Below are 21,704 nucleotides of genomic sequence, written 5' to 3'. Positions count from 1 at the left end.
CGGCCGCGAACGCACTGGACGCCCACGCGTCGCACCGAGTCGCCTGCCGCTCGACGACCCGTTCCTGGGGCTCAGGCGAGGTTGAACTGAGCCGGGTCCGGGCCGAGTCGCCTGCCCTCGTCGAGCGCGGCGAAGGCGGCCAGGTCGTCCGCGTCCAGCTCGAAGCCGAACACGTCGATGTTCTCCTGGATCCGGGACGGCGTCACGGACTTGGGGATGACCACGTTGCCGAGCTGGAGGTGCCAGCGCAGCACCACCTGGGCGGGGGTGCGGCCGTGCTTCTGGGCGACCGCGACGACCGTGGGCACCTCCAGCAGACCCCTGCCCTGGCCGAGCGGGGACCACGCCTCGGTCGCGATGCCGTGGCGGGCGTGCGCCTCGCGGGACGCCGACTGCTGCAGCTGCGGGTGCAGTTCGATCTGGTTGACGGCCGGGACGACCGAGGTCTCGGCGATCAGCCGCTCCAGGTGCTCCGGAAGGAAGTTGGAGACGCCGATGGCCTTGGCGCGGCCCTCCGAGTGGATCTTCTCGAAGGCGCGGTAGCTGTCCACGTAGGCGTCCTTGGCGGGCACCGGCCAGTGGATGAGGTACAGGTCGACGTAGTCGAGGCCGAGCCTGTCCAGGGATGCGTCGAACGCGCGCATCGTCGCGTCGTAGCCCTGCTCGCTGTTCCACAGCTTGGTGGTGACGAAGAGCTCCTCGCGGGCGATGCCGGACTCGGCGAGGGCCCTGCCCGTGCCCGCCTCGTTCTCGTACACGGCAGCGGTGTCGATGCTGCGGTAGCCGGCCTCCAGGGCGGTGGCGACGGCCTGCGCCGCCTCGTCGTCGGGCACCTGCCAGACACCGAAGCCCAGCTGCGGCATGGCGACACCGTTGTTGAGGGTGAGGGAGGGGACCTTGCTCACGAGCGGTCGATCCTTACGTCGTCGGTCGGTACGCCCAGGATCAACGATCACATCCGAGGACGCATTCCCTGCACGCGGACCCGCCCCCGTACGTCCACCGTGCCCGCGCCCGCCCTGAGGCGCGGCGGATTCACCGGTACAGGGCGTCCACCTCGGCCGCGTACGCGGTCTCGATCGCCTTCCGCTTCAGCTTCAGGGAAGGCGTCAGCAGACCGTGCTCCTCGCTGAAGGGGTGGGCGAGTATCCGGAACGTACGGATCGACTCCGGCGTCGACACCAGGGTGTTGGCGGCCACCACCGCGCGCCGGATCTCCATCTCCAGCTCCGGGTCGCGCACCAGGTCCGCCGGCGGCAGCGGTGCCTTGCCCCGGATCGTCAGCCAGTGGTCGACGGCCTCCTGGTCGACGGTGACGAGGGCGGCGATGTAGGGGCGGTCGTTGCCGACGACGAGGCACTGGGCCACCAGCGGATGCGCCCGCACCCGTTCCTCCAGGGCGATGGGCGAGACGCTCTTGCCGCCCGACGTCACCAGCGTCTCCTTCTTCCGGCCGGTGATCGTCAGGTAGCCGTCCTCGTCGAGCGCGCCGAGGTCGCCCGTCGCCAGCCACTTGTCCTTGAGCACGGCGTCCGTGGCCTCCGGGTCGTTGAGGTAGCCGGAGAAGATGTGGCCGCCGCGCAGCCAGACCTCGCCGTCCTCGGCGATGTGTACGGTGGTGCCCGGGATCGGGGGGCCGACCGTGCCGTAGCGGGTGCGCTCGGGCGGGTTGGCGGTTGCCGCCGCAGTGGACTCCGTCAGTCCGTAGCCCTCGTAGATGGTGACGCCCGCGCCCGCGAAGAACAGCCCGAGGCGGCGGGCCATGCCCGATCCGCCGGACATCGCGTGGCGCACCCGGCCCCCCATCGCGTCGCGCACCTTGGCGTACACGAGCTTCTCGAACAGCTGGTGCTGGACGCGCAGGCCCGCCGAGGGCCCCGGGCCGAGCCCGAACGCCCGGTTCTCCAGGGCCTCCGCGTACCGCACGGCCACCTCGACCGCCTTGTCGAACGCCCCCGCCCGGCCCTCGCTCTCCGCCTTGCGGCGGGCCGCGTTGAAGACCTTCTCGAAGATGTAGGGAACGGCGAGGATGAACGTCGGCCGCAGCGAGGCCAGATCGGGCAGCAGAGCGCTCGCCTGCAGCACCGGCTGGTGGCCGAGCTTGACGCGGCCCCGGATCGCGGCGACCTCGACCATGCGGCCGAAGACATGGGACAGGGGCAGGAACAGCAGCGTCGCGGCCTCGTCCCCCGGCCGGGAGTGGAACACCGGCTCCCAGCGGCCGACCATGGTGTCGGACTCGAACATGAAGTTGGAGTGCGTGATCACACAGCCCTTGGGGCGGCCGGTCGTGCCCGAGGTGTAGATGATCGTCGCGATCGAGTCCGGGGTGACGGCCCGCCGGTGCCGGTGCACCACGTCGTCGTCGATGTGCGCCCCGGCCTCGAACAGCTCGGACACGGCTCCGGCGTCGAGCTGCCACAGCCGCTTCAGCAGCGGCAGGCGGTCGATCACCGAGCCGATCGTCATCGCGTGGTCCTCGTGCTCCACCATGCAGGCCGAGACCGCGGAGTCGTGCAGCATCCAGTAGACCTGCTCGTTGGAGGACGTGGGATACACGGGCACGGACTGCGCGCCGACCGTCCACAGCGCGAAGTCGAAGAGGGTCCACTCGTAGCGGGTACGGCACATGAGGGCGACCCGGTCGCCGAAGCGGACGCCGTGCGCGAGCAGTCCCTTGGCGAGCGCCAGCACCTCGTCGCGGAACTGCGCCGACGTGACGTCCTGCCACTGGCCCCGGTCGTCCTTGCGGGCGAGCGCCACGCGGCCCGGATCGCTCTCGGCGTGGTCGAAGACCGCGTCCGCCAGTCCGCCGACCTGAGGCGCCGCGGCCATGGGTGGGACAGAAAACTCGCGCAATGGCCTGCTCCTTGTGGCGCTCCGCACAGCGCCGTGACCGTACCCCACCGTTACTCCGGGCGGGAGGGGCCGCGCAAGGGTGAGGCGACGGTCATCGGTACAGGTCAGCGGCGCGACCGACGGGCTGCTGGGATGGCCTCAGGGCAATTCTGACCTCAGAGTAAGTACGGCGGGGCCAAATCTCCACCGAATCTGTACGCCGCGGTCACCGGCGCTCTACCCGGCGCGGGCACGGGTCCAGACCCGTTTTCGGCGGGTGACCCGGCCGGGGCGGCCCACCGGCCCGCGGCCGGCTCAGCGCGGTGCGGGGCCGTGCAACCGGTCGCCCGCCGCCAGGAGCGCGTCGGCGAGGGCCGAGGCCGCCTCCTGCGCCGCGGGCCGTCGCCGTCCCTGGAGCAGCACGAAGTCCACCGTGCCGAGGTCGGGCAGCCCCGCCCGGTCCGGCACGGCGACCAGCCCCGGCGGGATGAGCCCGCGCGTGTGCGCCATCACGCCGAGCCCGGCGCGGGCCGCGGCCACCAGGCCGCTGAGGCTGCCGCTCGTGCACGCGATCCGCCAGGGCCGGCCCTCCCGCTCCAGGACGTCGAGCGCGCGGGCCCGGGTGACGGCGGGCGGCGGGAACAGGATCAGCGGAAGGGGCCGCTCGGAATCCGGACGTACGCCCTTGGCCGCGATCCAGACCATGCGGTCCCGCCACACCAGCTCCCCGTGCGAGGCGCCCGGGCCGCGCTTGGCGAGCACGAGGTCGAGGCGGCCCGCCTCCAGGCGTTTGTGGAGCGTCCCGGACAGCTCCACCGTCAGCTCCAGGTCGACCTCGGGATGGTCGCGGCGGAACGACTCCAGGATCTCCGGCAGCCGGGTGAGGACGAAGTCCTCCGAGGCCCCGAACCGCAGTCGGCCGCGCAGCCGGGTGCCGGTGAAGTACGCCGCGGCGCGCTCGTGCGCCTGGAGGATCGTTCGCGCGAAGCCGAGCATCGCCTCGCCGTCCTCCGTGAGCTCCACGGTGTGCGTGTCGCGGGCGAACAGCGGCCGGCCGGTCGCGTCCTCCAGCCGGCGCACGTGCTGGCTCACCGTCGACTGCCGCAGTCCGAGGCGGCGGGCGGCCTGCGTGAAGTTCAGCGTCTGCGCGACGGCCAGGAACGTGCGCAGCTGCGTCGGGTCGTACACGCCTCCCACGGTAGCCGCGGTCATTGCCAAACGCGATGACAGTCAGAGTGGCGTACGGGATTCCCGATCGGCTCGCAGCGGTGGACCATGAGGAGGGCACGTCCTGATCCGAGAGCAAGTGGAGCTCATGAACCGCCGCCGTACCCCGCGCCTGCCGTCCTGGCTGCCGCTCGACCCGTACGTCCTCGTTCTGCTGGGGACCGTGGCGCTCGCGGCACTGCTGCCCGCCTCGGGCACCGCGGCCGACGTGGCGGGCGGCGCGTCCACCGGGGCGGTGGCCCTGCTCTTCTTCCTCTACGGCGCCCGGCTCTCCACCCGCGAGACGCTCGACGGCCTGCGGCACTGGCGGCTGCACGTGACCGTGCTCGCCGCGACGTTCGTGGTCTTCCCGCTGCTGGGCCTCGCCGCGCGCGGGCTCGAACCGCTCGTCCTCACGCCCGAACTGGCGAACGGACTGCTGTTCCTGTGCCTCGTGCCCTCCACGATCCAGTCGTCCATCGCCTTCACCTCGATGGCCCGCGGCAACGTGCCGGCGGCGATCTGCGCCGGTTCGTTCTCCAGCCTGGCCGGCATCGTGCTCACACCGCTGCTGGCCGCCCTGCTGCTGGGCGGCTCCGTGGGCGGTTTCTCCGCCGACTCGCTGCTGCGGATCGTGCTGCAGCTGCTCGTCCCGTTCATGGCGGGCCAGCTGCTCCGCCGCGGGATCACGAGGGGCCGCGCGCAGCGCGTCAGGCAGGGCGGTGGTGGGCGACGGGTGGGAGGCTTCCTCGCCCGGCACAGGCAGCTGCTCGGACACGTCGACCGCGGCGCGATCCTGCTCGTCGTCTACACGGCCTTCAGCGAAGGCATGGTCGCGGGGGTCTGGCACCAGGTGACGCCGGCCCGGCTCGGCGGCCTCCTCGCGATCGAGGCGCTGCTGCTGGCGCTGCTGCTGACGCTGACGTGGTTCGGGGCGAAACGGCTCGGCTTCGGCCGGGCGGACCGGATCGCGATCCAGTTCGCGGGCTCGAAGAAGAGCCTGGCGGCCGGCCTGCCGATGGCGACGGTGCTGTTCGGCGCGCAGGCGAGCCTGGCGGTGCTGCCGCTGATGCTGTTCCACCAACTGCAGCTGATGGTCTGCGCGGTGATCGCGAAGCGCCGCGGCGGGCGGCGGGGGGCGGGGGCGGCTTCGCCGCCGGACTCCGCGCTGACGCCGTGGCGGTAGGAGCGCCGACCCCCCGTCGCCGCACGCGGCCGCGAGGCGCACCGATGCCCGCGGCGGCTTCACCGCCCAGGCGTGAGCGGGTGGCCCGGTCTCGGAGACGTCGGGGCGGCATGCGCCGGATGGCTGCGCGGCGTTGATCCGGTCTGCCGCACCGGCTCGGTGCCCCCGGCCGCCGGGACGCCGGGGCGGTTCGCCGCGTCGGCCCGGGACTGCGTCGCTGGCGCCCCCGGCCGCGAGGCGTGCCCGACGCCCGGACGCGGCGCGGCGCGGAGCGGAACGCCTGTGAGGCGCGCGGCGCCGGTCGGCGGTAAACGTGACCGATTCCTCGCTCTGCCGGCCCGTATCGCGGAGCCCGACGCGCCCTGCGGCTGAAAAGATCATCCCGTGACGACGTTCGCGATACGACCCATTGGCGCCCGCCCCTGCACCCTCGTCGTCTGTCGGGGGTGCTGCTGCGGCGACGCCCGTAAGAATCCCGGGACCGACCACGTCGGCCAACTCGCCCGCCTGCGCGGCGCGGCCGACGCGTCCGGGGGCCGTCTCGCCGTGCGCACCAGCGACTGCCTGGGCCCCTGCGGCCAGGCCAACGTCATCGTCGTACAGCCCTCCACCGAAGGCCGCCGCCGCGGTGCCCGTGCCGCCTGGATCGGCTGGGCACTCGACGACGACGCCACCGACGACGTGATCGCGTGGGCCGAGGCCGGCGGCCCCGGCATCGCCGAGCCCCCGGTGACCCTGACGCTGCAGATGATCCCGCCGCCCTCGGACGCCCGCCGCCGCGTCGGCCGCTGAGCCGCCTCCTCGGCGCGGCCGGCCGCGGGGCGCTCAGACCCCGGTGCCCAGGGCGATGCGCTCGTCGCCCGCGTACACGTTCATGTTGGCGCCGCGCAGGAAGCCGACCAGCGTCAGACCCGTCTCGGCCGCCAGGTCCACCGCGAGCGACGACGGCGCCGAGACGGCCGCGAGCACCGGAATGCCCGCCATCACCGCCTTCTGGGCCAGCTCGAACGACGCCCGCCCCGAGACCAGCAGGATCGACCGCGACAGCGGCAGCCTTCCGTCGCGCAGCGCCCGGCCGACGATCTTGTCGACCGCGTTGTGCCGTCCGACGTCCTCCCGGATGTCCAGCAGCTCCCCGTCCGGCGAGAACAGGGCCGCCGCGTGCAGGCCCCCGGTCCGGTCGAAGACCTGCTGTGCCGCGCGGAGCCGATCGGGAAGGCCGGCAAGCAGCGAGGGCTCGACGCGGACCGGGGGAGTGTCGGCGATCGGGAAGCGGGCCGTCGTCCGGACGGCGTCCAGGCTCGCCTTGCCGCACAGCCCGCAGGACGACGTCGTGTAGACGTTGCGCTCCAGCGTGATGTCGGGGACGGTGACGCCGGGCGCGAGTTTCACGTCCACCACGTTGTAGGTGTTCGAGCCGTCGGTCTGCGCCCCCGCGCAGTACACGATCGACTGGAGCTCCTCGGCCGCCCCGATCACCCCCTCGCTGACCAGGAACCCGGCCGCCAGCGCGAAGTCGTCACCAGGGGTGCGCATGGTGATAGCCAGGGGCTTGCCGTTGAGTCGGATCTCCAGCGGCTCCTCCGCCACCAGCGTGTCGGGGCGCGAGGACACTGCCCCGTCCCGGATGCGGATGGTGCGGCGGCGCTCGGTGACCCGTCCCATGAGATCAGACCCGATTCTGTACGTGTGGGTGGCCGAAACGGCCCTTGATGCGGAGGTCGCCGTGGGTCACCGGGGTGTCGTACGGCGAGGTGACCTTGACGATCTCATTGTCCTGCACGGCCGAACCGCCCACCGCACCACCGCGGAAAATGGCACTCCGGCGGGCCGGCGAGCCCGATCAGTTCCCGCAGGGTGACGCCGAACGGTCGCTCATGGTCGATGCGACGGAGACGATCGCGTCACGGCAGCCGACGGCGACCGCGACGGCCGGCGTCCCGGGTGAACGGCCCCGCCCGGCAATCGCAAGGCTTCGTGGGGGAAGCTCCAAAGTCCGGCCGGTGAAGCTTGTCGGATCACGTGCCCTCGTACCGGTGGGTAGCCGCAAACACTGGGTGTATCTGGCATCGTCCCGAGGGGGAACCATCCATGACCGGCTCACGTGTCGTCGCCGTCGGGCACTACCAGCCCGCCAAGGTGCTCACCAACGACGACCTGGCGGCCATGGTCGACACCAGCGACGAGTGGATCCGCAGCCGCGTGGGCATCGAGACCCGGCACGTCGCGGGTCCCGACGAGCCCGTCGACGAGCTCGCCGCCCACGCGGGCGCCAAGGCCCTGGCCTCGGCCGGGCTCACCCCGGCCGACATCGACCTCGTGCTGGTCGCCACCTCCACGGCCGTCGACCGCTCGCCCAACACGGCCGCGCGCGTGGCGGCACGGCTCGGCATGGGCTCGCCCGCGGTGATGGACCTCAATGTCGTCTGCGCGGGCTTCACCCACGCCCTCGCGACCGCGGACCACACGCTGCGCGCCGGGGCGGCCACCCGGGCCCTGGTCATCGGCGCCGACAAGATGGCCGACATCACCGACTGGACCGACCGCACCACGTGTGTGCTCGTCGGCGACGGGGCCGGCGCCGCCGTGGTCGAGGCCGTCGGCCCCGGCCAGGACGCCGGTATCGGCCCGGTCCTTTGGGGGTCGGTCCCCGAGATGGGCCATGCCGTACGCATCGAGGGCACCCCGCCGCGCTTCGCGCAGGAGGGGCAGGCGGTCTACCGGTGGGCCACCACGCAGCTCCCGCCCATCGCCCGCAAGGTCTGCGAGCGGGCCGGCGTCGCGCCCGAGGAACTGGCCGCCGTCGTCCTGCACCAGGCCAACCTGCGGATCATCGAGCCCGTCGCCCAGCGGATCGGCGCGGTGAACGCGGTCGTCGCCCGCGACGTCGTGGAGTCCGGCAACACCTCCGCGGCCTCCATCCCGATGGCCCTGTCCAAGCTCGTCGAGCGCGGCGAGATCACCTCCGGAGACCCGGTCCTCCTCTTCGGCTTCGGCGGAAACCTGTCGTACGCGGGCCAGGTCATCCGCTGCCCCTGAGCGCACGCCGTCACACTGGGTGGCATGGTGACGAAGCTAAGTGCCGGACTCCTGCTCTACCGGCGGCGGGACGCCGAGGTCCAGGTTCTGATCGCGCACATGGGCGGCCCGTTCTGGGCGTCCCGCGACGACGCGGCCTGGTCGATCCCCAAGGGCGAGTACACCCCGGACGAGGACCCGATGGCCGCCGCGCGGCGGGAGTTCGAGGAGGAGCTGGGGCTCCAGCCGCCCGTCGGCGACTGGACCCCGCTCGGCGAGACACGGCAGTCGAACGGCAAGGTCGTGACGGTGTGGGCGATGGAGGGCGACCTCGACACCTCCCTCGTCGTGCCGGGCACCTTCACCATGGAGTGGCCGCGGGGATCGGGCGTCCAGCAGGAGTTCCCGGAGGTCGACCGGGCCGAGTGGTTCGGGGTCGAGGCCGCGCGCGGAAAGCTCGTGGCGGCGCAGCGCGTCTTCCTGGACCGCCTCGAACCGTTCCTGTGACGGCCGCCCGGCGGAACGGGGTCGCCTGACGTGGGCCCGCAACCGCAGGAAGCTCGGCTCCCGTGGCGGACCAGCGCTGTCACAACGGCCCTCAGACGACGTCGAATTCGTTGCCCTCGGGGTCCTGCATGGCGGTGGCGTAGAGCCCCATGTCCGGCTCCTCCTTGATCCGCAGCACGGTGGCACCAGCTTTGACCAGCCGCTCCACCGTGGCCTTGACGCGCTGTGTGCGGACGTCCAGTGGGACGTCACGGCCCCCACCGACCTTCAGGTCGAAGTGCCACCGGTTCTTGGCGACCTTCGGCTCCGGAACCTGTTGGAACCACACCCTCGGCCCACGTCCCGCGGGGTCGATGACCGACTCCGCAATGTCCCCGGCACCGGTCGGCAACTCCGCCTCGGGCACGCCCACCGCCGCCCAGTAGGCACGCCACGTGGCGTGCCCGCCCGGCGGAGGCTCAGGCACGTAGCCCAGGGCCTCGGCCCAGAAAGTGACCATTCTCTGCGGATCGGAGCAGTCGATCGTCAGCTGCACTGTCATCTCCATGCTCGGAGCATCCCAGGCAGGTCTGACAGACGATCCACTCTCGCAACAGGCCCTGGCCGGACCGACCTCGCTGTAGTTCGGGGTAAACCTGGCCGTGTTCGTCACGACCGCGCGGTTCAGCCGTCCGTCGCGAATTGGCCTTGCTTGGCTACGCCAACGCTCCTCGCACCGCCTCCACCAACGACGTCGCACGCGCACGCCGTCCACCTCGCCGATCAGCGCGGCGTACATGCGCGCCAGTGCGCGTGCTGCGCCGTTGCCGTTGGATGCCGGGAGTTCCGTGGCTTGCACTTCCGACGAGTTGAAGTCGATCTCGGCGGGGTCGGTGACCAAGTACGCCTGGTTGCTGAAGGAGTGCGGGTCGCGCCACGCGGCGTGCGGGGCGAGGTACAGGCGGGCCGGTCGTCCCCGCAGGCTCGGTGGCGGGGCGCACGGTCGCCCGGTGCAGCACGACGAGTGAGCGACCTTTGTCCCGAGCGAGGAGAAAGTTGCGCCAGAACTGTGCGCAAGTTCTTCCCACTTGGGCAAAGCGCTGCTACGTTCCCCTCGAAAGCAGACGGAAGGCCAGGGTTCCCCGTGCCGCATGGGCTGAGGCCGAGGGCCAGGGGAGGGGAGGGGTACGTGAGGCGCATGACGGCTCGACCCGCGAACGCGCACCAGGCGCGACTGCTCCGGCTGTTGCGTGACGGCGGGCCCAACTCCCGGGCGCAGCTGGGCGACCAGGTGGACCTGTCCCGGTCCAAGCTCGCCGTCGAGGTGGACCGGCTGCTGGAGACCGGGCTCATCGTCGCGGACGGACTCGCCGCCTCCCGCGGCGGCCGCCGCTCCCACAACATCCGGCTCGCGCCCGCCCTGCGCTTCCTCGGCGTCGACATCGGCGCCACCTCGATCGACGTCGCCGTCACCAACGCGGAGCTGGAGGTCCTGGGGCACCTCAACCACCCCATGGACGTACGCGAAGGCCCCGTCGCCGTCTTCGAGCAGGTGCTGTCGATGGCGGACAAGCTCAAGGCATCCGGCCTCGCCGAGGGCTTCGACGGAGCGGGCATCGGGGTGCCGGGACCGGTCCGCTTCCCGGAGGGCGTGCCCGTCGCGCCGCCGATCATGCCCGGCTGGGACGGCTTCCCGGTCCGCGAGGCGCTCAGTCAGGACCTCGGCTGCCCGGTCATGGTCGACAACGACGTGAACCTGATGGCCATGGGAGAACAGCACGCGGGCGTCGCCCGGTCGGTGGGCGACTTCCTCTGCGTCAAGATCGGCACCGGCATCGGCTGCGGCATCGTCGTCGGCGGCGAGGTCTACCGCGGTACGACGGGCAGCGCGGGGGACATCGGACACATCCAGGTCGAGCCGGACGGCCGGGCCTGCGTCTGTGGCAACAAGGGCTGCCTCGAAGCGCACTTCAGCGGCGCCGCGCTCGCCCGCGACGCCGAGGACGCCGCCCGCGCCGGACTCTCGCCCGAGCTCGCCGCCCGGCTGACGGCGGCCGGGCAGCTGACGGCCGTGGACGTCTCCGCCGCCGCGGCCGCCGGCGACGCCACGGCCCTCGACCTGATCCGTCAGGGAGGCAACCGGGTCGGCCAAGTCATCGCCGGGCTGGTCAGCTTCTTCAACCCCGGCCTCGTGGTGATCGGAGGCGGCGTGACCGGCCTCGGGCACACGCTGCTCGCGAGCGTGCGCACGCAGGTCTACCGGCAGTCGCTGCCGCTGGCCACGGGCAACCTGCCCATTGTGCTCGGGGAGTTGGGGCCGACCGCCGGGGTGATCGGCGCGGCCCGGCTCATCAGCGACCACCTGTTCTCCCCGGCCTGACCCACCTGATCCACCGGCCCGCCCCCGGACCGGTCCGCACGACCAGGCACCACGCGTACGACTGGCATCACACGTAAGACAGGCACCACGCGCGTACGACAGGTACCACCCGCACGGCACAACCACCGCCCCACCACAAGCGCCGGCTCCACGAGCGCCGGCACCACGAGCACCCGCGCCACGAGCACCCGCGCCACGAGCACCCGCGCCACGAGCACCCGCGCCACGAGCACCCGCGCCACGAGCACCCGCGCCACGAGCGCCGGCACCACCGCGCGCACCCGCACCACGAGCACCCGGCACACCGCACCACCCACCGCACCACCCGCACCGGTCGACGCACGAGCCGCACCACCCCGTGCACCCGCCCGTACGCCCCCGCCGCACCGACGGGGGCGCCCCGTGCCCGCCCTCGTACCCTCATCCGCCCTGCCCGCTCACCGGCCGCACCCGCCGAGGGGATTCGTCATGGCACCAGAACCACCCCTGCTCACCATGTCCGGCATCACCAAGTCGTTCCCGGGCGTCCGTGCCCTGGACGGCGTGGACCTGGAGGTCCAGGCCGGCGAGGTCCACTGCCTCCTCGGGCAGAACGGCGCAGGCAAGTCCACCCTGATCAAGGTCCTCGCCGGCGCCCACCAGCCCGACGGCGGCGAGATCACCTGGCGCGGCGAGACCGTGTCGCTCAAGTCGCCCATCGCCGCCATGCGCCTCGGCATCGCGACCATCTACCAGGAACTCGACCTGGTCGAAGGGCTGTCCGTCGCCGAGAACGTCTTCCTCGGCCACGAGCCGACGGCGGCCGGCTTCGTCGTACGCGGCGCGGCCGCCCGGGAGGCGACCGCACAGCTGCTGCGGCGGCTCGGGCACACCGAGATCGACCCGGCCCGCCGGGTCGGCGACCTGTCCGCGGCCCAGCAGCAGATCGTCTCCATGGCCCGCGCCCTCTCCCACGACGTGCGGCTGATCGTGATGGACGAGCCGTCCGCCGCCCTCGACCCCGACGAGGTCGACAACCTCTTCCGCATCGTCGGCGACCTCACCGCCGAAGGCGTCGCCGTCGTGTACATCTCCCACCGGCTGGAGGAGATCCGCCGCATCGGCGACCGGGTCACCGTCCTCAAGGACGGGCGCGCCGTCGCCGTCGGCCTGCCCGCCGAGTCCACACCCACCCGCGACGTCGTCGCGCTGATGACCGGCCGCAACGTCGAGTACGTCTTCCCCGAGCGGCCCGCGGGCGCTGCCGCCGCACGCGAACCGGTCCTGCGCGTCGAAGGGCTGGCCAGGCAGGGCGAGTTCGCACCCGTCGACCTGGAGCTGAGGCCCGGTGAGATCGTCGGTCTCGCCGGACTCGTCGGCTCCGGACGCAGCGAGATCCTGGAGACCGTGTACGGGGCCCGCAGACCCACCGCGGGCCGTGTCCTCGTCGACGGCATCCCCCTGCGGCCCGGCAGCGTCCGCGCCGCCGTCCGGGCCGGCATCGGCCTCGCGCCCGAGGAACGCAAGGCGCAGGGCCTGCTGATGCTGGAGTCCGTCACCCGCAACGTCTCGATCTCCACCCTCTCCCGCTTCTCCCGCGCCGGCTGGCTCGACCACCGCCGAGAGCGGGCCGCCGCCCACGAGGCCACCCGGGAACTGTCCCTGCGGCCCGACAACCCCGACGCCCGCATCCGCACCCTCTCCGGCGGCAACCAGCAGAAGGCCGTGCTCGCCCGCTGGCTGCTGCGCGGCTGCAAGGTGCTCCTCCTCGACGAGCCCACCCGCGGCGTCGACGTCGGCGCCCGCGCCGAGCTGTACGCCGTCATCCGCAGGCTGGCCGACGAAGGACTCGCCGTCCTGCTCGTATCCAGCGAAGTGCCCGAGGTCCTGGGCCTCGCCGACCGTGTGCTGGTGCTGCGCGAAGGCACCGTCGTGCACACGGCCGACGCCCGGGAGCTCGACGAACACCGCGTACTCGACCTTGTCATGGAAGGGAGCCCGACGGCATGACGCAGCCAGTCTCTGCGGCGCAGAAGGACGCGCCGGCCGCCACCGCCACGTCCGCACCGGCAGGCGGGGGGCGCAGGCCGCTCGGACTGCGCGCGGACGTCCGCAACCTCTCGCTCCTCGGCGTGCTCGCCGTGCTGATCGCCGTCGGCGGCATCACCAAGCCCGACGAGTTCCTCGCGGTCAGCAACCTTCAGCTGGTACTGACGCAGGCGTCCGTCATCGGTGTCGTCACCGTCGGCATGACGTTCGTCATCACCAGCGGCGGCATCGACCTGTCGGTCGGCGCGATCGTCGCACTCGCCTCCGTATGGGCCACGACCGTGGCGACCCAAGAGTACGGCTTCGCCGGCATCCTCTTCACCGCCGTGATCGTGGGCGTGGGCTGCGGACTCGTCAACGGTGTGCTCATCGCGTACGGCGGGATGGTGCCGTTCATCGCGACCCTCGCCATGCTCGCCTCGGCCCGCGGCCTCGCGCTGCAGATCACCGATGGCAAGACCCAGATCGTCACCGTGAACGAGGTGCTCGACCTCGGCGTCAGGGACGCCTACATCCTGGGCGTCCCGCCGCTGGTGCTGGTCTTCGCGGCCGTCACCGTCATCGGCTGGCTGCTGCTCAACCGCACCACCTTCGGCCGCCGCACCGTCGCCGTCGGCGGCAACGCGGAGGCGGCCCGGCTCGCCGGCATCGACGTACGGCGCCAGCGCCTGTACCTCTACCTGCTGTCCGGCCTGTGCTGCGGCATCGCCGCGTTCATGCTGATCGTCCTCGCGGGCTCCGGCCAGAACACCAACGGCAATCTCTACGAACTCGACGCCATCGCGGCCGCGATCATCGGCGGCACCCTGCTCAGCGGCGGCCGCGGCACCATCGTCGGCTCCGTCCTCGGCGTCCTGGTCTTCACGACGATCACCAACATCTTCGCGCTGAACAACCTGGAGACCGCCGTCCAGCAGATCGCCAAGGGCGCGATCATCGTCGCCGCCGTCCTCGTCCAGCGCCGTACCCTGCGCGGCGGCGACGCCTGACGGCCCCGCGCACCCGCACCTCCCCCAACCCGCACCGCCCACTTGAAGGGTCGATCCGCCATGCCGCACATCCCCGCAACCAGCCGCAGAGGACTGCTCTTCGGCACCGCCGCCGTCTCCGCCGGAGCCCTGCTGACGGCCTGCACCAGCAACGAGCCGAAGCAGCAGGAACAGGCCACGAACAACGCCCCCGTCGCCGACGACAAGCCCGGCAAGGCCGTCACCATCGGCTTCGCCGGCCCCCAGGCCGACCACGGCTGGCTCAACGCCATCAACCAGAACGCCAAGTCACGCGCCGAGAAGTACGCCGACGTCACCCTGGAGATCACCGAGGGCTCCAACGACACGGCCGCCCAGATCGGTCAGGTCCAGACCCTCATCAACAAGAAGGTCGACGTCCTCGTCATCCTGCCCGCCGACGGCAAGGCCCTCACCCAGGTCGGCCTGCAGGCCATGAAGGCCGGTATCCCGGTGGTCAACCTGGACCGCATCTTCGCCTCCCCGCAGGCCTACCGCTGCTGGATCGGCGGCGACAACTACGGCATGGGGCTCAACGCGGGCAACTACATCGGCGAACAGCTCAAGGACAAGCCGAACGCCAAGGTCGTCGAACTCGCCGGACTCGACAACCTCGAACTGACCAAGCAGCGCACCCAGGGCTTCGACGACGCCCTGAAGAACTACCCCAACATCAGGAAGGTGGCCCGCCAGGCAGCCGACTTCACCGTCGAGTCCGGCCAGGCGAAGATGGCGCAACTGCTGCAGGCCCAGTCGCAGTTCGACGCCCTGTGGAACCACGACGACGACCAGGGCGTGGGTGCCCTGCGCGCCATCGCCCAGGCCGGCCGCGACGACTTCCTGATGGTCGGCGGAGCGGGCGCCAAGTCCGCCATGGACGCCATCAAGGCCGACAACAGCGTGCTCAAGGCCACCGTCCTGTACCCGCCGACGATGGCGGCCTCCGCCATCGACCTGGCGCGGGCGCTCGGACAGGGCAAGGGCGTCAGCGGCATGGCCGAACTGGAGATCCCGGCCTCCCTGACCCTCTACTCCGCCGTCGTCACCAAGGACAACGTCGACGAGTACCTGCCCACCGGCTTCAACTGACCGGCGCGCCGGGCTCCCAGGGAGCCGACCCCCACCGTGCACACCGACGAGGAGGATCCGTATGGAACAGAGGGACAGCGACGCAGCGCCGCCAACACTTGGCGTGGGCATGATCGGCTACGCGTTCATGGGCGCCGCGCACTCCCAGGGCTGGCGCACCGCGGGCCGGGTGTTCGACCTGCCGCTGCGGCCGGTCCTCGCCGCGATCGGCGGCCGCGACGCGCACGCCGTGCGCGCGGCGGCCGACCGGCACGGCTGGGCGGCGGCGGAGACCGACTGGCGCGCCCTCGTCGCCCGCGACGACGTGCAGCTCGTCGACATCTGCACACCCGGGGACAGCCATGCGGAGATCGCCGTCGCGGCACTGGAGGCGGGGAAACACGTCCTGTGCGAGAAGCCGCTGGCCAATTCGGTGGCCGAGGCCGAGGCCATGGCGAGCGCCGCCGAGGCGGCCCGCGCGCGCGGCCAGCTGGCCATGGTGGGCTTCAACTACCGGCGCGTGCCCGCCCTCACGTACGCGCGCCGGCTCATCGCCGACGGCAGGCTCGGCACCCTGCGCCACATCCGGGTCGCCTACCTCCAGGACTGGCTGGTCGACCCCGACTTCCCGCTGACCTGGCGGCTGGAGCGCGAGCACGCGGGGTCCGGGGCGCTCGGCGACCTCGGCGCGCACATCGTCGACCTCGCGCAGTACCTGGCGGGGGAGCCGCTGGTCGGGGTCTCGGCGCAGCTGGAGACCTTCGTCAAGGAACGGCCGCTGCTGCGGGGGGCGTCGGCAGGTCTGACCGCGTCCGGCGGTGCGGAACGGGGGCCGGTCACCGTCGACGACGCGGCCGTGTTCACCGGGCGCCTCGCCTCCGGGGCCCTCGCCTCGTTCGAGGCGACCCGGATGGCGTCGGGCCGCAAGAACGCCCTGCGCCTGGAGGTCAACGGCGAACTCGGCTCGCTCGCCTTCGACCTGGAGCGCCTGAACGAACTCTCCTTCCACGACCACCGCGAACCGGCCGTCACCGCGGGCTTCCGCCGCATCCTCGTCACCGAGGCGGAGCACCCCTACCTGGACGCGTGGTGGCCGCCGGGCCACGCGCTCGGCTACGAGCACACCTTCGCCCACCAGGCCCGCGACCTGGTCGTGGCCATCGCCACCGGGGCGCAGCCGGTGCCCTCGTTCGCCGACGGGCTGCAGGTGCAGCGGGTGCTCGCCGCGGTGGAGGAGAGCGCGCAGAAGAACGCCGTCTACACCCCCGTACCGGCGGCCGGTGCGGACGAGGGAGTAGCGGAACGAGCAACAGCCCGGGCCGTACAGGCACAGGTCTGACAAGGAGGTCCCATGCCACGCCCGTTCACACTGTTCACCGGTCAGTGGGCCGATCTGCCACTGGAGGAGGTCTGCCGGCTGGCCCGCGACTTCGGCTACGACGGTCTGGAACTCGCCTGCTGGGGCGACCACTTCGAGGTGGACAAGGCCCTGGCCGACCCGTCGTACCTGGACGGCCGGCACGCGCTGCTGGAGAAGTACGGCCTCAGCTGCTGGGCGATCTCCAACCATCTGGTCGGCCAGGCCGTCTGCGACCACCCCATCGACGAGCGGCACCAGGGCATCCTGCCGGCCCGTATCTGGGGCGACGGGGAGCCGGAGGGCGTACGGCGGCGGGCCGCGGCGGAGATCAAGGACACCGCGCGCGCCGCGGCGGCCTTCGGCGTCGACACGGTCATCGGCTTCACCGGCTCGTCCATCTGGCACCTGGTGGCGATGTTCCCGCCCGTCCCGGAACGCATGATCGAGCGCGGATACGAGGACTTCGCCGAGCGGTGGAACCCGATCCTCGACGTCTTCGACACCGAGGGCGTGCGCTTCGCCCACGAGGTCCACCCCAGCGAGATCGCCTACGACTACTGGACCACCAAGCGGGCCCTCGAAGCGGTCGACAACCGGCCCGCGTTCGGGCTGAACTTCGACCCCAGCCATTTCGTCTGGCAGGACCTGGACCCGGTCGGCTTCCTCTACGACTTCCGGGACCGGATCTACCACGTCGACTGCAAGGAGGCCCGCAGGCGTCTGGACGGGCGCAACGGGCGGCTCGGCTCCCATCTGCCCTGGGGTGACCCGCGCCGCGGCTGGGACTTCGTCTCCGCCGGGCACGGCGACGTGCCCTGGGAGGACGTGTTCCGGATGCTCCGGTCCATCGGCTACGACGGGCCCGTCTCGGTGGAGTGGGAGGACGCCGGGATGGACCGGCTGGCCGGCGCCCCACAAGCGCTTGCGCATCTCAAGCAGTTCGACTTCGACCCGCCCAGCGCCTCCTTCGACGCCGCCTTCTCAGGCGGCGACCAGTAGAAAACACCTGGTCCGAGCCCGGTGGCACGCATGCCGCCGGGCCGGTCGGACACGCCCGGGTACGCCTTTGTCCTGCTACGGGAAAAAGTTCAACTTCCCTGCTGCGCAAGGGCTTTCCGTCCAGGATGAACCCGGCTACCGTCCCCTCTCGTGTACACGACATAGGTGGTGCAGGAGTGACGGCGCACTCCCGTTCCACGGCATCCAGCCCGGCGCGGAGCTCTCGCAGCTCGAGGAAGAGCACCCGCGAACAGCACCGCTCCACGAGGCGAGCGCGGTACGGGGGACACCCCCAGCGCTCCACGGCAACCCGCTCGTTCGACCGGCCACTACCGGAGGACATCCGTGCACAGAAAAAGGCCCAGGGGCCGCAAGGCCCTCGCGCTCCTCACCGGCAGTCTCCTCGCAGCTACCACGCTCGCCCTCACCGCGCCGACGGCGGCGACCGCCGCCGACCCCGAAGCGGCCCCGGCCGCCGCGGAGTTCCAGCAGGTCACCCTCGCCAAGGGCGGTGAGGAGACCGGCGAGCCCATGTCGCTCGCCGTCCTCCCCGACCGCAGCGTGCTCCACACGTCCCGCAACGGCGAGCTGCGCATGACCGACGCCGCCGGCAACACCCGGGTCGTCGGCACCGTCCCCGTCTACTCGCACGACGAGGAGGGTCTCCAAGGCATCGCCCTGGACCCGAAGTTCGGCGAGAACCGCTTCGTCTACCTCTACTACGCGCCCCCCATGGACACCCCCGCGGGCGACGCGCCCAACGAGGGCACCGCAGCGGACTTCGCGAAGTACGACGGCGTCAACCGGCTCTCCCGCTTCGTCCTCAACGAGGACGGCACGCTGAACAACGCCAGCGAGAAGAAGATCCTCGACGTCCCGGCGACCCGCGGCATCTGCTGCCACGTCGGCGGCGACATCGACTTCGACGCGGCGGGCAACCTGTACCTGTCGACCGGCGACGACACCAACCCCTTCGCCTCCGACGGCTACACCCCCATCGACGACCGCCCCGGCCGCAACCCCGCCTACGACGCCCGCCGCACCTCCGGCAACACCAACGACCTGCGCGGCAAGATCCTGCGCATCAAGGTGAACGACGACGGCTCGTACGCGATCCCCGAGGGCAACCTCTTCGCCCCCGGCACCGAGAAGACCCGGCCCGAGATCTACGCCATGGGCTTCCGCAACCCCTTCCGGTTCAGCGTCGACAAGAAGACGGGCATCGTCTACGTCGGCGACTACGGCCCGGACGCCGGCGCCGCCGACCCCCGGCGCGGTCCCGCCGGACAGGTCGAGTTCGCCCGCGTCACCGGCCCCGGCAACTACGGCTGGCCGTTCTGCACCGGCAACAACGACGCCTACGTCGACTACGACTTCGCCACCAGGACCTCCGGCGCCGCCTTCGACTGCGCCGCCCCCAAGAACGACTCGCCGCACAACACGGGTCTCGTCGACCTGCCGCCCGCGCAGCCCGCGTGGATCCCGTACGACGGGGGATCGGTGCCCGAGTTCGGCACCGGCTCGGAGTCGCCGATGGGCGGACCCGTCTACCGCTACGACGCCGCCTCCACCTCCCCGGTGAAGTTCCCCGAGGAGTACGACGGGGACTTCTTCGCCGGAGAGTTCGGCCGGCGCTGGATCAAGCGCATCGAACACGGCGCGGACGGCACTGTGCAGTCCATCAACCCGGTCCCGTGGACCGGCACGCAGATCATGGACATGGCCTTCGGCCCGGACGGCGCGCTGTACGTCCTCGACTACGGGACCGCCTGGTTCGGCGGCGACGAGAACTCCGGCCTCTACCGCATCGAGAACGCCACCGGAGGACGCTCCCCGGTCGCCGAGGCGAGCGCGAGCAGGACCTCCGGCACGGCGCCCCTGCGCGTGTCCTTCTCCTCCGCCGGGACCACCGACGCGGACGGCGACGACCTCACCTACAGCTGGGACTTCGGCGACGGCGGCACCTCCACCGCGGCCGACCCCACGTACACGTACAAGAAGAACGGCACCTACACCGCCACCGTCACCGCCAAGGACCCGAGCGGCCGCACCGGCTCCGCCAGCGTGCGCGTCGTCGTCGGCAACACCGCGCCCAAGGTGACGCTGGAACTGCCCTCCGACGGCGCCCTGTTCGCCTTCGGCGACGAGGTCCCCTTCAAGGTCACGGCCTCCGACCCGGAGGACGGGACCATCGACTGCGCCAAGGTGAAGGTGACCTACATACTCGGCCACGACAGCCACGGTCACCCCGAGACCTCGGCCAACGGCTGCACGGGCACGATCAAGACCTCGGCCGACGGCGGACACGACGCCAACGCCGACATCTTCGGGGTCTTCGACGCCGAGTACACCGACGGCGGAGGCGGCGGCCAGGCCCCGCTGACCACGCACGACCAGGCGAAGCTGCAGCCGCGCCACCGGCAGGCCGAGCACTTCGACGACTCCGCCGGCATCCGGACGTACGACAAGGCGACCGCGAACGGCGGAAAGACGGTCGGCGACATCCACAACGGCGACTGGATCTCCTTCACCCCGTACCACCTCGCCGGATCCACCAAGCTCACCGCCCGCGTCTCCTCCGGCGGCACCGGCGGCATCCTGGAGGTGCGGGCCGGGTCCGCGAGCGGCACCCTGCTCGGCTCCACCCCCGTGCCGGTCACCGGCGGCTGGGAGACCTTCCAGAACGTCGACGTGCGGCTCACGTCGGTCCCGAAGCGGACCACCGAGCTGTTCCTCGTCTTCAAGGGCGGGGCCGGGGCCCTGTACGACGTCGACGACTTCGAGATCTCCGACGAGCCCGTCGACAAGGCCGCCAAGCGCGTCCTCGTCTTCTCCCGGACCGCCGGCTTCCGGCACGACTCCATCCCGGCCGGCATCACCGCCCTGAAGGAACTCGGCGACAGCAGCGGCATCACGGTCGACTCCACCGAGGAGCCCCGCCAGTTCACCGCCGCCAACCTCGCCCGCTACGACGCGGTCGTGTTCCTGTCCACCACCGGTGACGTCCTGAACGCCGACCAGCAGAAGGCGTTCGAGGACTACGTCGGCGCCGGCGGCGGCTACATGGGCGTGCACGCGGCGGCCGACACCGAGTACGACTGGGAGTTCTACGGCGGACTCGTCGGCGCCTACTTCGCCTCGCACCCGCAGATCCAGCCCGCGACCGTACGCGTCGAGGACCACGACCACCCCGCCACCGAGCACCTGGGCGGATCCTGGCAGCGCACCGACGAGTGGTACAACTACCGCACCAACCCTCGCGAGCAGGCCCGCGTCCTCGCCACCCTCGACGAGACCAGCTACACGGGCGGCACCATGAAGGGCGACCACCCGATCGCCTGGTGCCAGACCTACGAGGGCGGCCGCGCCTTCTACACCGGCGGCGGCCACACCAAGGAGTCCTACGCCGAGCCGGCCTTCCGCCGGCACCTGCTGGGCGGACTGCGCTACGCCACCGGCCAGGCCGACGCCGACTGCACGCCGAGGAAGGGCTACCGCCCGATCTTCAACGGCGAGACGCTGGACGGCTGGAAGCAGGCCGGCCCGGGCGGGTTCGACGTCGTCGACGGCGAACTGCGCAGCGAAGGCGGCATGGGCATGCTCTGGTACCAGGCCAAGGAGCTGCACTCCTACTCCCTCAAGCTCGACTGGAAGATGGCGGGCGACGACAACTCCGGCGTCTTCGTCGGCTTCCCCGCCTCCGACGACCCCTGGTCGGCGGTCAACAACGGCTACGAGGTCCAGATCGACGCCACCGACGCCCCCGACCGCACCACCGGCGCCGTCTACGGCTTCCAGTCGGCCGACATCCAGACCCGCGACCGCGTGCTGCGGCCGCCCGGCGAGTGGAACACCTACGAGATCCGGGTCGAGGGCGAACGCCTGCGGGTCTTCCTCAACGGCGAGAAGATCAACGACTTCACCAACACCGACCCGGCCCGCAGCCTCAGGGACGGCTACATCGGCATCCAGAACCACGGCGCCGCGGACCAGGTGTCCTTCCGTGACATCCAGCTGAAGGAACTGCCCTCGTAGTCCCCCTCCGGGGGCGCGACCCACTGAGGGCCGCCACCGAGCCGGCGGCGGGCGGGGAGGCGCCGTACCCCCGCCCGCCGTCCTCCATCCCCA

The 21,704-nt window shown here is 71.7% G+C and carries 16 protein-coding genes and 1 pseudogene; 11 read left to right on the top strand and 6 right to left on the bottom strand.

Annotated features, from left to right (window positions below; genetic code table 11):
• Positions 1–71: 71 nt before the first annotated feature.
• The 3 genes from ACLB9X_RS28565 to ACLB9X_RS28555 form a co-directional block, all read right to left on the bottom strand.
• Positions 72–905: an aldo/keto reductase gene (locus ACLB9X_RS28565; RefSeq protein ID WP_410363295.1), complete on the bottom strand. Its 834-nt coding sequence runs from the start codon at positions 903–905 to the stop codon at positions 72–74.
• Positions 906–1,035: 130 nt separating this feature from the next.
• Positions 1,036–2,835 carry an AMP-dependent synthetase/ligase gene (locus ACLB9X_RS28560; protein WP_410363294.1) on the bottom strand — a complete coding sequence of 600 codons (1,800 nt, stop codon included), beginning with the start codon at positions 2,833–2,835 and terminating at the stop codon, positions 1,036–1,038.
• 318 nt (positions 2,836–3,153) lie between these two features.
• On the bottom strand, positions 3,154–4,026 hold the full coding sequence (locus tag ACLB9X_RS28555) for a LysR family transcriptional regulator (RefSeq protein ID WP_410363293.1): 873 nt from the start codon (positions 4,024–4,026) through the stop codon (positions 3,154–3,156).
• A 127-nt stretch (positions 4,027–4,153) separates the two neighbouring features.
• Here ACLB9X_RS28555 and ACLB9X_RS28550 point away from each other — a divergent pair, with 127 nt between their 5' ends.
• A complete protein-coding gene (locus ACLB9X_RS28550) occupies positions 4,154–5,230 on the top strand; it encodes a bile acid:sodium symporter family protein (RefSeq protein WP_410363292.1) in 1,077 nt (358 codons plus the stop codon).
• Between the two features lie 384 nt (positions 5,231–5,614).
• On the top strand, positions 5,615–6,022 hold the full coding sequence (locus tag ACLB9X_RS28545; RefSeq protein WP_410363291.1) for a (2Fe-2S) ferredoxin domain-containing protein: 408 nt from the start codon (positions 5,615–5,617) through the stop codon (positions 6,020–6,022).
• Positions 6,023–6,055: 33 nt separating this feature from the next.
• Here ACLB9X_RS28545 and fdhD read toward each other — a convergent pair whose 3' ends face one another.
• Positions 6,056–6,895, bottom strand: a complete 840-nt coding sequence (gene fdhD, locus ACLB9X_RS28540; protein ID WP_410363290.1) for a formate dehydrogenase accessory sulfurtransferase FdhD — start codon at positions 6,893–6,895, stop codon at positions 6,056–6,058.
• Between the two features lie 4 nt (positions 6,896–6,899).
• A pseudogene (locus ACLB9X_RS28535) lies at positions 6,900–7,013 on the bottom strand (Fe-S-binding domain-containing protein); the annotation flags it as partial.
• Between the two features lie 308 nt (positions 7,014–7,321).
• On the opposite strand from ACLB9X_RS28535, the gene ACLB9X_RS28530 reads away from it, so the two are divergent.
• Together ACLB9X_RS28530 and ACLB9X_RS28525 are read left to right on the top strand one after the other, a co-directional pair.
• Positions 7,322–8,269: a beta-ketoacyl-ACP synthase III gene (locus ACLB9X_RS28530; protein ID WP_410363289.1), complete on the top strand. Its 948-nt coding sequence runs from the start codon at positions 7,322–7,324 to the stop codon at positions 8,267–8,269.
• 24 nt (positions 8,270–8,293) lie between these two features.
• Positions 8,294–8,755: an NUDIX domain-containing protein gene (locus ACLB9X_RS28525; RefSeq protein WP_410363288.1), complete on the top strand. Its 462-nt coding sequence runs from the start codon at positions 8,294–8,296 to the stop codon at positions 8,753–8,755.
• 91 nt (positions 8,756–8,846) lie between these two features.
• Here the strand turns inward: ACLB9X_RS28525 and ACLB9X_RS28520 are convergent, their stop codons facing one another.
• Positions 8,847–9,302, bottom strand: coding sequence for a VOC family protein (locus ACLB9X_RS28520; RefSeq protein WP_410363287.1), 456 nt, complete (start codon positions 9,300–9,302; stop codon positions 8,847–8,849).
• Positions 9,303–9,932: 630 nt separating this feature from the next.
• Between ACLB9X_RS28520 and ACLB9X_RS28515 the strand changes: the two genes are divergently transcribed.
• The 7 genes from ACLB9X_RS28515 to ACLB9X_RS28485 all read left to right on the top strand — a co-directional run bounded on the left by ACLB9X_RS28515 (position 9,933) and on the right by ACLB9X_RS28485 (position 21,611).
• Complete coding sequence (locus ACLB9X_RS28515) at positions 9,933–11,114, top strand: ROK family protein (protein ID WP_410363286.1); 1,182 nt, start codon at positions 9,933–9,935, stop codon at positions 11,112–11,114.
• 468 nt (positions 11,115–11,582) lie between these two features.
• Positions 11,583–13,103 (top strand): sugar ABC transporter ATP-binding protein, encoded by a 1,521-nt coding sequence (locus ACLB9X_RS28510; RefSeq protein WP_410363285.1) that lies wholly within the window; start codon positions 11,583–11,585, stop codon positions 13,101–13,103.
• Positions 13,100–14,131, top strand: a complete 1,032-nt coding sequence (locus tag ACLB9X_RS28505) for an ABC transporter permease (protein WP_410363284.1) — start codon at positions 13,100–13,102, stop codon at positions 14,129–14,131. Before ACLB9X_RS28510 ends, ACLB9X_RS28505 begins: the two co-directional genes overlap by 4 nt.
• 60 nt (positions 14,132–14,191) lie before the next feature.
• Positions 14,192–15,238 (top strand): substrate-binding domain-containing protein, encoded by a 1,047-nt coding sequence (locus tag ACLB9X_RS28500; RefSeq protein ID WP_410363283.1) that lies wholly within the window; start codon positions 14,192–14,194, stop codon positions 15,236–15,238.
• Positions 15,239–15,299: 61 nt separating this feature from the next.
• Positions 15,300–16,556, top strand: coding sequence for a Gfo/Idh/MocA family protein (locus tag ACLB9X_RS28495; protein ID WP_410363282.1), 1,257 nt, complete (start codon positions 15,300–15,302; stop codon positions 16,554–16,556).
• A gap of 12 nt (positions 16,557–16,568) precedes the next feature.
• Positions 16,569–17,576 carry a sugar phosphate isomerase/epimerase family protein gene (locus tag ACLB9X_RS28490; RefSeq protein WP_410363281.1) on the top strand — a complete coding sequence of 336 codons (1,008 nt, stop codon included), beginning with the start codon at positions 16,569–16,571 and terminating at the stop codon, positions 17,574–17,576.
• Between the two features lie 345 nt (positions 17,577–17,921).
• The gene (locus tag ACLB9X_RS28485; RefSeq protein WP_410363280.1) at positions 17,922–21,611 is read left to right on the top strand and encodes a ThuA domain-containing protein; all 3,690 of its coding nucleotides are present in this window, start codon (positions 17,922–17,924) and stop codon (positions 21,609–21,611) included.
• The last annotated feature ends 93 nt before the right edge of the window (positions 21,612–21,704 follow it).

Source organism: Streptomyces sp. 5K101 (genome assembly GCF_046506645.1).
In the GTDB taxonomy this organism is placed as follows: domain Bacteria; phylum Actinomycetota; class Actinomycetes; order Streptomycetales; family Streptomycetaceae; genus Streptomyces.
This window is presented reverse-complemented; position numbering and strand designations above follow the sequence as displayed.

Excerpts from the sequence above, each read along its gene's own strand:
- ACLB9X_RS28525 (WP_410363288.1), top strand. The coding sequence starts at position 8,294 with ATGGTGACGAAGCTAAGTGCCGGACTCCTGCTCTACCGGCGGCGGGAC.
- ACLB9X_RS28515 (WP_410363286.1), top strand. The coding sequence starts at position 9,933 with ATGACGGCTCGACCCGCGAACGCGCACCAGGCGCGACTGCTCCGGCTG.
- ACLB9X_RS28495 (WP_410363282.1), top strand. The coding sequence starts at position 15,300 with ATGGAACAGAGGGACAGCGACGCAGCGCCGCCAACACTTGGCGTGGGC.
- ACLB9X_RS28505 (WP_410363284.1), top strand. The coding sequence starts at position 13,100 with ATGACGCAGCCAGTCTCTGCGGCGCAGAAGGACGCGCCGGCCGCCACC.
- ACLB9X_RS28560 (WP_410363294.1), bottom strand. The coding sequence starts at position 2,835 with ATGGCCGCGGCGCCTCAGGTCGGCGGACTGGCGGACGCGGTCTTCGAC.
- ACLB9X_RS28500 (WP_410363283.1), top strand. The coding sequence starts at position 14,192 with ATGCCGCACATCCCCGCAACCAGCCGCAGAGGACTGCTCTTCGGCACC.
- ACLB9X_RS28490 (WP_410363281.1), top strand. The coding sequence starts at position 16,569 with ATGCCACGCCCGTTCACACTGTTCACCGGTCAGTGGGCCGATCTGCCA.
- ACLB9X_RS28520 (WP_410363287.1), bottom strand. The coding sequence starts at position 9,302 with ATGGAGATGACAGTGCAGCTGACGATCGACTGCTCCGATCCGCAGAGA.
- ACLB9X_RS28510 (WP_410363285.1), top strand. The coding sequence starts at position 11,583 with ATGGCACCAGAACCACCCCTGCTCACCATGTCCGGCATCACCAAGTCG.
- fdhD (WP_410363290.1), bottom strand. The coding sequence starts at position 6,895 with ATGGGACGGGTCACCGAGCGCCGCCGCACCATCCGCATCCGGGACGGG.
- ACLB9X_RS28550 (WP_410363292.1), top strand. The coding sequence starts at position 4,154 with ATGAACCGCCGCCGTACCCCGCGCCTGCCGTCCTGGCTGCCGCTCGAC.
- ACLB9X_RS28530 (WP_410363289.1), top strand. The coding sequence starts at position 7,322 with ATGACCGGCTCACGTGTCGTCGCCGTCGGGCACTACCAGCCCGCCAAG.